Raw genomic sequence first — 13651 nt, forward strand, 5'->3', positions numbered from 1 at the left:
GGCAAACGCGATACCAGCCTGGGAGGCCGGAGTTAAACCGCAGCGTCTTCCGCCTCGCTTGCGTCTTCCGCTTCGCTTGCAGCGTCCCGCTCGGCCCGTTTCCGCTCTATCAGTCTGACGGACAGAATGGAGACTTCGTAGAGAAGCAGCGTGGGCAGCGCAAGACCGATCTGTGAAATCGGATCGGGAGGTGTCAAAATTGCAGCAGCGGCGAAAGCGCCCACAATTGCATATTTGCGCTTGTGCTTGAGTGTTTCGGAACTCACCAAACCGGCGCGGCCGAGAAGCGTCAGCACAACGGGCAACTGGAAGACGAGGCCGAACGCGAAGATCAGCACCATGATCAGGCCGAGATATTCGCTCACCTTGGCCAGATGCTGGATCGCGACCTTTCCCGCACTCGCCATTTGTTCCTGGGACAGGAAAAAGCCCATCGCCATGGGCATGACGAGGAAATACACCAGACATGCCCCGATCAGGAACAAGACGGGCGTTGCGATCAGGAACGGAAGAAAGGCGCCGCGCTCGTTCTTGTAGAGACCAGGTGCGACGAACATGTAGATCTGGCTGGCGACGACAGGAAAGGCCAGGAAAAGCGCGCCGAACAAGGCCAGCTTGAGCTGGGTGAAAAACCATTCCTGCGGCGCGGTGTAAATCATCTCCACCGGATGCGCATCGCCGGCGGCACGCAGATAGGGGACGGTCAGGATGTTGTAGATATCGATGGCGAAATAAAAGCAGATCAGGAACATCACCAGGATTGCCGCGAGCGACCACATCAGCCGCTGGCGCAATTCGATAAGATGTTCGATCAGAGGTGCCTTCGAAGCATCGATTTCCGAAGCGTCGGTTTCGTCCTGGCTCATGCCTTCACATCTTCCGTCACCGGTTTTTTAGCCGGTTTTTTCCTGGTTGCGGCCTTTGGTTCCGATGACGGTTTTTCAACGGCCGTTTCGCCGGATGCCCGGAGCGATTGATCTTCGGAAACAGGTTCCGCCGCTGCGGCCTTGGGCTTGTCGGGCGGTTTTGCCGCATCCTCCTGGATGGATTTCTTGATATCGCCGAGAGGATCGAAATTGGCGGCTTTCTCGACCTGTTTCTTCATATCGGCGATATCGGCATGGCTTTCGGCTTCGCGCAGTGCGTCGTTGAACGTCGACTGGAATTCCCGCGACATGCGCCGCATCTTTCCCATCGTTTGCCCAAGCGTGCGCAGCATGCGCGGCAGATCCTTCGGCCCCACAACAATGATCGCCACGCAGGCGATCACCAAGAGTTCGGTCCACCCGATATCGAACATTTGAAGTTCCGCCCCTTAAGGAGACGCGATGCAGATTGAGATCAGCTCGCTTTGGTCTGATCTTCAGCTTTAGCGGTCGGTGCCGCTTCGCCGGTCTGATGATCGATTGTCTTCGGGGTATCGGCAGTGTCGTCTTCGGCCATGCCTTTCTTGAAGCTTTTGATTCCCTTGGCAACATCGCCCATGAGATCGGAAATCTTGCCTCGTCCGAAGAGCAGAACCACCACCACCGCGATGATCAAGATCTGCCAAATACTAATGCCCATACGCCAAACTCCTGATAAACGGCTTTAAAAGCCCTACGGCTCTTGTACAAAAAGGATTCCGCCCCTGCAACAGCGCGGCGGGAACAATCGCCGTTCTTAGACAGAATGATTAGCCGGGCGTGAGTATTCCCGGCGCAGATCCGCTTTTACGTCGTAACGCGTTCAAGCGGACTTCCTGAGTTCAACTCAACGCGACGCCCTCTAGATTTGGGATGCGGTCCTTGGAAAAACAAGCACGTCTTTCGGATCTGTGCTTACCCCCACATTCATTCCCCTCTCCCAAAGGCTTCCGGCGCGCACACGTGCGTGCAGCGGGTGCTCTAGACCTTCGACCACGATCGTCAACAGATCGACCTCGCCGACAAACCTTTTGGTGCTGATACGTCCGGAGACGCCGCACAGACCAGCCTCATGCACAAGAACACCCTGTGGACGCACGCAAACGTCGACCTTTTCGCCCCGCTCAAGTTCGGGACCGGCCAGAACACCCAGCGGTGTCTCTATGCCCGCCGATGTCACGACACCCTCAAACTGGTTCAGTTCCGAAAAGAAACGGGCCGAGAACAGATCAACCGGATCCTTGTAGAGATCCTCGGCCGTTCCGTGCTGCACCAGACGCCCGCGCCGCATCAGCGCGATGCTGTCGCCCATGCGCATCGCTTCTTCGGGGTCGTGGGTAACGATGATGCAGGTCGCGCGCGTCTCCCGGATGACCGCCAGGGTTTCGTCGCGAACGCTGTCACGAAGCCGTTTGTCGAGACCTGAAAACGGTTCATCCATCAACAGGATACCGGGTCTGGGGACAAGAGCCCTCGCCAATGCGACCCGCTGCTGCTCGCCGCCGGACAGCGAATGTGGATAGTCGGCAGAATAATCGGAAAGACCGACCCGTCCGAGCGCCGAGAGAGCAGCGGCCCGCGCTTCCTTTTTGGGCATGTTGGTGAGGCCGAACATGACGTTGGCGAGAATGGTCATATGCGGAAACAGCGCATAATCCTGGAACATAAGGCCGACGCCACGCTTTTCCGGGGGCAAGAACAGACTGTCTCCGGAGGTTTCGCGCCCGTTGATGAGCACCCGGCCGTGGCTCTGGCGTTCAACCCCGGCGGCAATGCGCATCAAGGTAGTCTTGCCGCAGCCGGAATGGCCGAGCAGGCAGAGGATTTCCCCCGGGGCGATGGACAGGCTCAAATCGCGAACTGAAGCAACGCCGTCGTAGTCGTGCGATACGCCTTCAAAAACCAGACCGGCAGCTATTGTTGCCCCGGCTGTTCCCGGCGCACCCCAATTCGTTATACGACCGCTGCCGTCGGTTCCGGTGATCTTGTGGTGTCTGGACATCAGTCTTCGGCGATCTCGTCCGCGTCTTCTTCAAACAGGGAACCTTCTTCCAGGGGATCTTCATCCTCTGTCAGCAGAATGTCGTCATTCGGCGTCGGTACAAGGAAGGTCGCCGGGACGGCGCTGTCCAGAAGTCCTGCGCCCTTCAGTTCTTCAAGCCCGGGAAGGTCCTTGACACTCTCCATGCCGAAATGGATCAGAAACTGTTCCGTGGTGCCATAAGTCACAGGGCGCCCGGGCGTTCGCCTTCGGCCGCGCATGCGAATCCATGTGGTTTCCAAAAGAACGTCCAGCGTTCCCTTGGACGTGGAGACACCGCGTATCTCCTCGATTTCCGCGCGCGTGACAGGCTGGTGGTAGGCAATGATCGCCAGCGTCTCGAGTGCCGCCCGGGAGAGCTTGCGCTGCTCCTCAACGTTCCGGTGCATCAGAAAAGCCAGGTCCTCTGCGGTCCTGAAGCACCACTTGCCGGCCACTTTGACCAGATTGACACCGCGTGCGGCGTAAATTTTCTGCAGTTCCTCCAGAAGCCCGAGCACGTCCGTGCCTTCCGGCACCCGCAAGGTAAGTTCTTCCAGGGACAATGGCTCCGAGGACGCAAAGAGCAGCGCTTCAATCATGCGCTGACCGGCAAGATCGACCGCGGGCTCACTCCCGTCCGCCTCATGCTCATGGTTCGGCAGATCCAGCAGATCGGTTTCAGATGTCATGATCCGCGTCCTTTGCAATCGAGCGGATGTAAACCGGGGAAAACGGCTCACCCTGCCGGATTTCCACCTGCCCCTCGCGGACCATTTCAAGACTGGCGGTAAAAGTGCTGGCGACGATCGTCGTCCATTCCTTTTCGTCGTAAAGATAGTCGCGCAGATAAGAATTCAGAGGCGCCCATTCGCTGACCCGGCCGACAAGCCTGGTCAGGATCTCGCGCGCTTCCTGCAGGGACCAGACAGTCCGTCGCAGGACACGCACGGAGGTGACCGACTGACGCTGGCGCTGTGTTGCATAGGCTGACAGAAGGTCATAGACCGACGCGTCCCAGATGCTCCGGTGTTGAACAGACATTGTTTCGGGAGCGCCGCGGTGAAAAACGTCCCTGCCCGCCCGGCTTCTGTTCATCAGTTTTTCCGAAACCTCGCGCATTGCTTCCAGACGGCGGAGACGGAAGGCGAGCGCGGCGGCAAGCTCTTCACCGGTCGGCTCGTCCTCGTCCTTTTGTTCCGGCAAAAGCAGCTTGGACTTCAAGAAAGCCAGCCAGGCCGCCATGACCAGATAGTCCGCAGCGAGTTCAAGACGCATCAGGCGGGCGGCAGCGACAAATTCGAGATATTGTTCGACAAGTTCCAGGATGGAAATACGCGCCAGGTCCACCTTCTGGGTGCGCGCCAGGCCGAGCAGCAGATCCAGCGGGCCTTCGAAGCCCTCAACGTCCACGACAAGCAGCGGGTCGGAAACCGCCCGCTCCTCATCTCTCGCGGCTGAACTCAAAAGATCGAAAGATCCATCGTTCGAAGCCTGAGTGTGTTCGTTCAACTCCGCCATCTCCACTCCGCCTGGACCGTCCTGCGTTCCGGTGAACACGGACTGCCGTAACATCTCAATTTCCATCGACCTTGCCGGGCGCTACATCCCCTGCCAACCGGTCAGGGACTGAAGCTCGCTCCAGGCTTCCTGCCTCCGGAACCCGGGCCGGGGCGGCTTCAATTCTCTTAGGGCGCGGTCGCACCGCCGCTTTGCGGCGCCTTCAAGCATCGGAACCGCTCTTGCAACATCGCGCATCTCGTTCATATCGCCATTACAGTGCAAAGCGATGTCACATCCAGCCTGAAGGATTTTTTGCGCCCGTTCGTCGAAATCGCCCCCAAGCGCCTTCATCGAGATGTCATCGCTCATAAGGCAGCCGTCGAAACCGATCTCGGTCCTGATTATCTCCTGAATAACCCTCTTGCTTTGCGTTCCGGGATTGGCGTCATCAATCGCCTCGTAGACAATATGGGCTGTCATGCCCAATGACACGCGGGAAAGCGCCTTGAACGGCCGGAAATCCACGCTTTCCAAAGATGATTTGCCGGCATCGACCCTGGGAAGCTCCAAATGGCTGTCGACACGCGCCCGGCCGTGTCCCGGGATGTGCTTGATCACCGGCAGCACACCGCCAGCCATCGCACCATCCACCATCGCCTGACCAAGCTTTGCGACAACATCGGGATCCGATGAAAATGCCCTGTCGCCGATTGCATCCACTGTCTCCGGGAAGCCCACATCGAGACATGGCAGGCAATCGACGGTGACGCCAATGTCATGAAGATCGGCGGCGATCAGACGGGCGCCGAGCCAGGCGGCCCGCAACGCCTGTTCCGGCCGGTTTTCGTACAGGTCGCCATAGAGTTTCGGGGCCGGATATTTCGGCCAGTTCGGAGGCTTGAGGCGCTGGACGCGCCCCCCCTCCTGATCGATCAGAACCGGTGCCTCCTGCCGGCCGACGGCAGTCCGGAAAGCTTGTGTAAGCTTCCTGACCTGATCCGGTGTTTCGATATTGCGGGCGAACAGGATCAGCCCCCAGGGGTCTTCCTCCCGGAAAAAGCTGATTTCATCGGCGGTAAGCACCGGTCCGGCGCACCCGGAAACGAAGGCCTTGGTCATGGGTCCGGCTTAGCCGCAGCGGCGGGGTCCGTCAAGAAACCCGTCGCCTCCCCTTGCGCCATCCCCGCGAACTTGCTTTCTAGGCGCCTTGTCTTTCTGCCATGATCGGAGCCTCCCAATGCGCGCGCGTCTCGATATTCCGGCCGGTACACTGCACCGGTTTTCCCACAGGTCCGAAATCCTGGGGCACAACCGGCTTGGCGACACAGCGACACGCGAAATCATCGTCTATACGCCCCATGGCCACGACGGCAACGGACTGCCTCTTCTGGTGGATATCGTCGGTTTCACCGCTGGTGGCCCCGCCCATGTCAACTGGAAGAACTTCGGCGAGAACGTTCCGGAACGCCTGGACCGGCTCATTCACGAGGGCCGGATGCCGCCGGTGGCCGTGGTGTTCCCGGACTGTTTCACGCGCCTGGGCGGGAATCAGTATATCGACAGCGACGCCATGGGTCCCTGGGGAACATGGCTGACGACGGAACTGCTGGAAGACGTCGAAGGACGCTTCAAATGCGGCGGTGACGGCAAACGCGGCCTCTTCGGCAAATCGTCCGGAGGCTATGGCGCGATCATCCACGCCATGAAACATTCAGACATCTGGTCGGCGGCCGCGTGCCACTCGGGCGACATGGCCTTCGAGCTTTGCTATCTCCCTGAAATGGCCAGCGCCCTGCGGGCCATCGCGAGGGCCGGCTCGATCGAGACATTCGTCACGGACTTCGAGAAGGGCCCGAAATACTCGGGCAGCGCCCTGCACGACCTGATGACGTTTGCCATGGCGGCAACCTACGATCCCGACCCCGATCCCGATGTGTTTTGCGGCATCCGCCTGCCCGTCGACCCCCATACCTGTGAACTCATCGAGGAGCGCTGGAACGCCTGGCTGGAATGGGATCCGGTGGTGATCGTCGACCGGCACCTTTATGCGCTCAGATCGCTCAAGGGACTTTGGATCGAGTGTGGCGAAGTGGATCAGTACAATCTGGTGTATGGCGCGCGCCGCCTGCACAAGAAGCTGGACGCGGCCGGGGTTGAGCACGTCTATCAGGAGTTCAACGACAACCATTCGTCGATTGACTACCGCCTCGACGAGAGCCTGCCTTTTCTGGCAAACAGCCTGCTGAGCTGACGGAGGCTTCCAGGCAATGGGCGCGGGAGTGTCAGAACCAACCCGCCCGCGACAATCAGACCGGCCCCGGCAACGGCCACCGGCGTCGGGACCTCGCCCCAGACCAGAAAGCCGAAGGCAGCGGACAGCACGAGAGAACCGTAATAGACTGGTGCCAGCGTCGCGGCGCCCGCACGCCGATAGGCGGAAATGTTGAGTGACTGACCGACGATCGCCAGTGGCCCCAGCCAGGCGAAGGCCAGCAAATCGGTCCAATCCAGACCTTGCGACCGGATCAACCAGATCACGGGTCCGGAGAGCAGAATGGCAGCAAACACATTTACATAGGCAAGGATCGTGACCGTGTCCTCCCGCTGGGCGATGTAGCGTATGATAAGGGCCTCGCAGGCCATGAAAACCGCCCCCGCCAGCGCCGCTGCCACGCCCGCAAGGGCAAGCTCGCCGTCATGGCTTCCAGTATCGGCCGCCCTGACGATAAGAAGGGCGCCGAGAACGCACAATCCGGCGGACACCCAATGGCGGCCGGAGATAACCTCCTTCAGGATCAGACCTGCCAGCACGATTGCGATGATGCCCTTGGTCAGTCCGATGGCGGTTGCATCCGCCAGGGGAAGCACGCTGGCGGCATAGATCACACAGCCGAGACCGCCCACACCGCAAAAGGCCCGCAAGACATGCAGTTTCCACAGAGCACTGGCGCGAAAGAATACGGGAACGCGCCTAACGGCCGCCACCGACAGAATCGTGATCGCGCCGCCCATGAACCTCAGCCAGACCAGAACCACGACCGGCAACGCACCGTCGGCGAGCTTCCCGGCTGCAAATATGGGCGTGAAGGCGGACATCCCGGCAACCGCCAGCAGCAACGCCAATGCGATGTTTTCAGGTCTGTGGTGGGCGGTTCGGAGAGACATTCGGCCGGTTACCTATAGCGTTTCAGTCACTTAAACTATTTCGCCTTGAACACTGTAGCGACCTCGGTCTGGTGACGGGTACGCCGCATGGTCGTCAGCCTTGCTCGCGCCCCCCTGGTCCTTCATCGAAATGCAATGCTGCCTCGACCAAATGGCGTAGTTGGCGTGCATAGACATCCGGTTCGACGGCCGCCATTCCGGGCAATTGCAGAGATTGTCGAACCATCGATGCACCAAGCAAGACGGCGACGAACATGGCCAGCCGGTTGGAGGCTTGCGGACCGCCTATCCGGGCCTCCAAAGGATCAAGCACTGTATGGCGCAGGGTCTGGCGAACCAACTCGCCGACCTGCGGGTCATTGGCGTTCATGACAATCATCCGGATGACCGAGGTCTGATGTGCATCGGATTCCGGGTTGGCATATTTCTCGATGACGACCTCGACGGGATCCTTGTCCGGCGAGATCAGCTCGGGCCAGTCAAAAGCTGTCGTCAACGTTGCCTTGAACAGCCCGAGCTTTCCGCCAAAATACCGCGAGATGAGTGCGACATCCACGGAGGCCACCTGTGCGATCCTTCTCAGTGATGTATTGGAATAGCCCTGTTCCCAGAACGCTTGAGTGGCTGCCGCAATCAATTTGGCGCGGGTGATATCCGAATTTCCCATATCTTCAAGCTATAAACGCACGACGAATTATCAACAAGCATTGACATTTCCAATCAGCACTCAATATAGAAGTCAACATTCATTGACTTTTTGGAGAACCCTCATGCCAAATACAGCCCTGATCACCGGCGCCTCCTCTGGAATTGGCCGGGAAATGGCCCGCTATCACGCAAGCAAGGGCGGCGACCTGATCATCACGGCACGGCGGGCTCCCGAATTGGCCCGGTTGAAAGCGGAACTGGAAGCCGATCACAAGGTCAAGGTTACAACAATTGCTTTGGATCTTGCTGCAGAGGGTGGCGCTCTCGCTCTCTATGAGGCTACCAGGGATGAAAGGATTGAAATTCTGATCAACAATGCGGGGTTCGGCGGACACGGCAAATTTCTTGACCGTGGTTTGGCGGCGGATTTAACCATGATTGATCTCAACATCCGCGCAGTGGTTGCACTGTGTCATCTGGTTGGCAAAGACATGGTCGCCAGAGGCAGCGGAAAGGTTCTGAATGTCAGTTCAACCGCTGCCTATCAACCCGGACCTCTTCAGGCGACATACTTCGCGACAAAAGCCTTTGTCAGCACCTTGTCACCAGCCCTCGATTTTGAATGGCGCCCTCACGGCGTTACTGTCACGGCACTTGAACCGGGTTTTGTGGATACGGAATTTGCAGACGTGGCGGCAATGACCGATCTGGAGATGACGAAGTTAGGTGCAACCCCTGAAAGCGTCGCCCAATTTGGCTACGAAGCCATGCTCAAGGGCAAATTGCGAGTGATCAACGATCCTAAAATGCGGTTCATGCTGAACTGGCTGGTGCCATTGCTGCCCAGGCGGATGGTTCTCAAAATGGTCAATGACATGCAGACCCGATGATCAACTTCCGGAGAATGCCGCGTTAAACTGATTTCAGGTAATTGCCCGAAGCAGCGTTTGAAATGCAAAGGCGCCCGGGCAATTCCCTTCAAGTCCTCACAACACACTCCAAGGAAAATCGAGCCGATCGGAGCGAATGCCACGACGTTCCGGCCACGCTTTCACCATGCAGAAAGACTGTGGCCGGTTCCTGTTTCATGCTGTTACGGCTGTCTGCGGACGAAACAGTCGCCCCCGGCCGCTTGCAGGCTTTCGCAAAGCGAATTTGCGTCATCACGTGAGCCTGTCGGGATCCTTGCGCGGTAGAACACACCCCTGTCGCCAAGGTCTGCGGATACGACGACCGCCTGGCGATTTCCCAGAATTGCCGGGAAACGGCGCTGCAGACTGGAATAGGCATCGCTGGCGGCTGTCGCCGTGCGCTGAGATGTAACCTGCACGATATAGGTTCCAGGAGGAATGCTGCCCGAGGTGCTCGGCGTGCTTGCAGGTGTCGCCGAAGCCGGTACCGCCTGCGCTGCCGGAGCGGGAGCGCTCGCCTGCTGGCTGAGATTGAGCGGTCCGTCTTGCGGGGCGGCAGGTGCCGGCGCGACGGCAGCCTGCGGTGCACTCGCCACCTGAACCGGTGCATTCGGTTTCTTCCTTGGCAATACGGTCGGCACCGCCGCCACAGGCGCACTTGCCTCTGTTTCAACTGCTGTTTCGCTAACAGCAACAATCGCCGGCGTCACCGGTGAGGCCGGTAGAGGTGCGGCGGCGGCATTATCCAGGGACACGACAGGCTCGATTGTAGCGGCAGATTGACCGGCCCCTGAGATCACGGGAGTGGTTGCAACGATCCTGGTTGTTTCCGTTGCGTCGGAGGATGACGGTGTGGACGGTGCCGATATCGCCGGCGCCTGAGTGGTCGCTGCAGGGTCACCATCGGAGATTATCGTTCCATCCGGCCGAACGACAAGAGTTCTCACCCGTTTCGGCGAGCCGGGCACGAGATCCGCATCGCCGTTCACGCCAGCGGGTGCCGGTGGAAGCTCTGCCGGTTCCGGAGTGTCGGGAAGGACCAGCCGGTCCGGACCGGAGGTGCCTGGTCCCTCGACACGATCGTAGATCAGCTTTCCGGACTGGCGGGTGTCTGCAGCAGCCACTTCCGGGTAAATCTTCAAGGGTTCCTGCAGACCGCTTATCACCGGCGGCGGCCCACTCGGTACTTGAACCGTGTCCCCGTCACTCAGGAAAAAGCCGGCAGCTCCGATAACCGCGATGCCGAGAATCCCGGCCGCGACAAACATGCCACGCCGAGACTTTTCCCTGGCATGTGGCATGGCGGCCTTTTCGGCGCTCGTATGCGGAGGCAGAACGCCTGCCCCACTGAGGCTCGGATCGCTTTCCTGCATCGCGCGTGCGACTGCGTCCAGGTCGTATCCTTCCGGCGGGGGCGGCGTTTCGTCTTCATCGACCTGCGGCACGGAAGCCGCGGCCGCCGGCCAGGTCATGTCATCGATTTCAGCTTCGGATACATGTGCTTCGGCTGCCGGCTCGGCCAGGGCCGGCTGAGCGCGTTTCCGGCTCTCCGGATCGGGAAAGTCGAGATCGGCAAACAGAGCGTCTATTCCAGCGGGATTTTCATCATTCCGTTCAACCGGCGCGGTTTCCTGCACTCCGGTTTCGGCCTGAGTTGAAGTCAACGCGGCGAACAGGTCGTTTTCGTCGATGGTCGGACGCTGGGTCTGCGGTCCACTGCCCGTTTCGACAGAATGTGCTGTCACACCGGCTCCGAATGCGGGTGCGACGGACGGTGCAGCGCTCCATTGCTCGCTCTGGCCGGCCTCGGCGTTTTGTGCGGTTTCAACGCCTTCGTTGAAGTCCGGCTGCGCGTAACCGGTTTCGGAATGGACTGCGTAGGTCGCGGGTTCCGCAGCATGGTGATCCACGTCCCGAGGCAAATCGACCGCTTCGGAAACATTTGCCGTCTCGTCGACTGACTGGCGCAAGGCACCGATCAGTTCATCTTCCAGTTCCGCTGTCAGATTTTGCTCAAGGTCCAGTGAAACCGAGGGCGCCAGTACGCTTCGCTCATCGGCACCCGTAACTTCCACCGGCGCAGAAGACTGCCGGTAGTCCTGATACGGATTCAAAGGGCCGGACGAATGTGGGTCGGGCGCATGCGGTTCAGCCGGCTGGTCCGCGACAGGCAAGCTTGCCCCGCCAGCCGTCCGGATGTCCGGCTGATGCGGCCAGAGTGCCGAGACATCTGCTTGTCTGTCCGTGGGCGTGCCTTCGGCTACGGGAATGTTCATCCCGTGAATTTTCGCCGGCTCCAACGGCACAGCGTCTGAATTTTCTTCGAAAACAACGTCTTCAGCGACGATACCGGTCTGCTCTTGCGCTGCCGCAGGTCCGGCGAAGGTCGGCTCGATGCGTCCCTGCTCGGCGTCTGATTGCACGGGTTGTCCCCCCGCGACTTCGTCCAGCCCCGCAAAATAGTCGGTATTCTCAACCCGACCGCTCACATTAGCGCCCGATTGCTTGTTTTTGTGGACAATCCGCGCCAGTTCCACCAGCGGGTCTTCCACAGCCGGGCGCTCATCGCCGCGAGTATTACCGGGCACCTGCGAATCCGTTCGTTTTGTCTCGTAATCTTCTGACATGAGCCTTACGAAAACCGGTCCTGTTCCATCGCCTTGACCTGACGTATCGTCAGCCCCGGCAATATGTTTAAACTAGCGCATTTCCTCAGGAGCATTGACGCCAAGAATCGCCAAACCCGAAGCGAGCACCAAAGACATTGCACGAACCAAAGCAACACGTGCCAGGGTTAATTTGGCGTTACTGCCGTCAATAAAGCGTAAATGCGGCAATTCCTTGCCTCTATTCCAGTGGCCGTGCAGAGAACTTGCCAGCTCATGCAGATAAAAAGCGATTCTATGCGGCTCATGTGTTTCGGCCGCCGCTTCCACCACTTTCGGCCATTCGGCCATTCTGGCGATCAGCTCCAGCTCACCGATGTCATCCAGCAAGGTGAAATCGGCATTCGCGAGTACGGCGTCATCCATGGCGACATCGGCAAACTCCTCAGCCGCCTGACGCAGGACGGAGCAGCAGCGGGCGTGGCCATATTGAACGTAAAAGACCGGATTGTCCTTTGATTGTTCCGTGACCTTCCTGAAGTCGAAATCCAGCGGCGCGTCGTTCTTGCGGAAAAGCATCATGAACCGGACAGGATCGGAACCGACTTCGTCCACAACCTCGCGCAAGGTGACGAAATCACCCGAGCGTTTGGACATCTTTACCGGTTCGCCGTCCCGCATGAGTTTCACCAACTGGCAGAACCGCACGATAACTTCGGTTTTTCCGTCCGATATGGCCTTTCCAACGGCCTGAAGCCGCTTGGCGTAACCGCTGTGATCTGCGCCCAGCACATAGATCACTTCCTGGAAGCCACGTTCGAACTTGTGCTGAAAGTAGGCGACATCCGCGGCAAAATAGGTATAGGAGCCGTCGGATTTTTTAAGCGCCCTGTCCGTGTCGTCGCCAAAACTGCTGGCACGAAACAGGGTCTGTTCCCTGTCTTCCCAGTCTTCCGGCAACTGGCCCTTCGGTGGCGGCAAGGTCCCCTGATAGACCAGGTCCTTGTCGCGCAGACCGTCCAGCATGTGGTCGATCTTGGACCCGTTGCTGTTGTTGCGTTCGTGAAGTGACTTCTCTGAAAAGAAAACCTCATGTTCGACGCCGAGTGCCGCCAGATCCTCGCGGATCAGGTCGAGCATCGCCGACATGGCCCTTTCCTTCACGAGTGGCAGCCACTCGCTTTCGTCCTTGTCCTTCAGGGTCGCGCCAAATTCCGTCTTGAGGCGCTCTCCGACCGGCTTGAGATAATCGCCAGGATACAGCCCGGCGGGAATTGCACCGATGTCGTCGCCGAGCGCTTCGCGATAGCGCAGAAACGCACTGCGGGCGAGAGTCTCAATCTGCGATCCCGCATCATTGATGTAATACTCCTTGACCACCTCATTGCCGGAGAATTCCAGCAGATTGGCAAGAGCATCGCCGACGACGGCACCGCGAATGTGCCCGACGTGCATCGGCCCCGTCGGGTTGGCGGACACGTATTCGACATTCACCCTGGGGGCCGGAGACTGCCGCACCGATCCGAAGGCCACTCCGTCCTGAAGGACACTGCCGAGAATGCGCTGCCAGACAAGCGGTGCGACCCGCATGTTGATGAAACCCGGCCCGGCGATGGCCAATTCGGTAATTTCCGGATCCTGACTCAGTTGCGCGACGAGCTTTTCCGCCAGATCACGCGGCTTCATGCCCAGGGGTTTGGCAAGCACCATCGCAGCATTAGTGGCAAGGTCGCCATGCGCACGATCGCGCGGAGCTTCGACAACGACGCGTGACAGATCCGGCGCCACACCAGTTGCATCTTTAAGATCAATTGCCTGGAGTGCTTTTTTGACACGCTGCGTGAAGTCCGCGAAGATATTCATTGAACACCGATCGTTTTTTATCTTTTGAAC

General features: G+C 59.1%; 13 protein-coding genes. 2 read left to right on the forward strand and 11 right to left on the reverse strand.

Features of this window, described 5'->3' with window-relative positions; all coding sequences use genetic code 11:
- Positions 1 to 32: 32 nt before the first annotated feature.
- The 7 genes from tatC to nagZ all read right to left on the reverse strand — a co-directional run bounded on the left by tatC (position 33) and on the right by nagZ (position 5547).
- Positions 33 to 866, reverse strand: a complete 834-nt coding sequence (tatC, locus tag OA90_RS13005) for a twin-arginine translocase subunit TatC (RefSeq protein WP_068411988.1) — start codon at positions 864 to 866, stop codon at positions 33 to 35.
- On the reverse strand, positions 863 to 1300 hold the full coding sequence (gene tatB / locus OA90_RS13010; RefSeq protein ID WP_068411991.1) for a Sec-independent protein translocase protein TatB: 438 nt from the start codon (positions 1298 to 1300) through the stop codon (positions 863 to 865). The genes tatC and tatB overlap by 4 nt, the downstream gene beginning before the upstream one ends.
- A gap of 41 nt (positions 1301 to 1341) precedes the next feature.
- The gene (locus OA90_RS13015) at positions 1342 to 1566 is read right to left on the reverse strand and encodes a twin-arginine translocase TatA/TatE family subunit (protein ID WP_068411995.1); all 225 of its coding nucleotides are present in this window, start codon (positions 1564 to 1566) and stop codon (positions 1342 to 1344) included.
- Between the two features lie 201 nt (positions 1567 to 1767).
- Positions 1768 to 2907, reverse strand: coding sequence for an ABC transporter ATP-binding protein (locus OA90_RS13020; protein WP_068411998.1), 1140 nt, complete (start codon positions 2905 to 2907; stop codon positions 1768 to 1770).
- Entirely contained in the window at positions 2907 to 3527 is a 621-nt protein-coding gene (gene scpB, locus OA90_RS13025) for an SMC-Scp complex subunit ScpB (RefSeq protein ID WP_244274621.1), read from the reverse strand. The genes OA90_RS13020 and scpB overlap by 1 nt, the downstream gene beginning before the upstream one ends.
- Before the next feature lie 79 nt (positions 3528 to 3606).
- Positions 3607 to 4446 (reverse strand): ScpA family protein, encoded by an 840-nt coding sequence (locus tag OA90_RS13030; RefSeq protein WP_082837027.1) that lies wholly within the window; start codon positions 4444 to 4446, stop codon positions 3607 to 3609.
- A gap of 81 nt (positions 4447 to 4527) precedes the next feature.
- Positions 4528 to 5547, reverse strand: coding sequence for a beta-N-acetylhexosaminidase (gene nagZ / locus OA90_RS13035; RefSeq protein WP_068412004.1), 1020 nt, complete (start codon positions 5545 to 5547; stop codon positions 4528 to 4530).
- Between the two features lie 118 nt (positions 5548 to 5665).
- Between nagZ and OA90_RS13040 the strand changes: the two genes are divergently transcribed.
- Positions 5666 to 6679, forward strand: coding sequence for an alpha/beta hydrolase-fold protein (locus OA90_RS13040; RefSeq protein ID WP_068412007.1), 1014 nt, complete (start codon positions 5666 to 5668; stop codon positions 6677 to 6679).
- On the opposite strand, the gene OA90_RS13045 is transcribed toward OA90_RS13040, so the two are convergent.
- Both OA90_RS13045 and OA90_RS13050 read right to left on the reverse strand, forming a co-directional pair.
- A complete protein-coding gene (locus OA90_RS13045) occupies positions 6628 to 7593 on the reverse strand; it encodes a DMT family transporter (RefSeq protein ID WP_082837020.1) in 966 nt (321 codons plus the stop codon). The genes OA90_RS13040 and OA90_RS13045 overlap by 52 nt on opposite strands.
- 94 nt (positions 7594 to 7687) lie before the next feature.
- Positions 7688 to 8230 carry a TetR/AcrR family transcriptional regulator gene (locus OA90_RS13050; RefSeq protein ID WP_199823695.1) on the reverse strand — a complete coding sequence of 181 codons (543 nt, stop codon included), beginning with the start codon at positions 8228 to 8230 and terminating at the stop codon, positions 7688 to 7690.
- Between the two features lie 133 nt (positions 8231 to 8363).
- On the opposite strand from OA90_RS13050, the gene OA90_RS13055 reads away from it, so the two are divergent.
- A complete protein-coding gene (locus tag OA90_RS13055) occupies positions 8364 to 9131 on the forward strand; it encodes an SDR family oxidoreductase (protein WP_068412016.1) in 768 nt (255 codons plus the stop codon).
- Positions 9132 to 9334: 203 nt separating this feature from the next.
- On the opposite strand, the gene OA90_RS13060 is transcribed toward OA90_RS13055, so the two are convergent.
- Both OA90_RS13060 and argS read right to left on the reverse strand, forming a co-directional pair.
- A complete protein-coding gene (locus OA90_RS13060) occupies positions 9335 to 11740 on the reverse strand; it encodes an SPOR domain-containing protein (RefSeq protein ID WP_199823696.1) in 2406 nt (801 codons plus the stop codon).
- 111 nt (positions 11741 to 11851) lie between these two features.
- A complete protein-coding gene (argS, locus tag OA90_RS13065; RefSeq protein ID WP_068412022.1) occupies positions 11852 to 13621 on the reverse strand; it encodes an arginine--tRNA ligase in 1770 nt (589 codons plus the stop codon).
- Positions 13622 to 13651: the final 30 nt, after the last annotated feature.

The organism is Labrenzia sp. OB1 (assembly GCF_001624695.1).
Taxonomy (GTDB): Bacteria; Pseudomonadota; Alphaproteobacteria; order Rhizobiales; family Stappiaceae; genus Roseibium.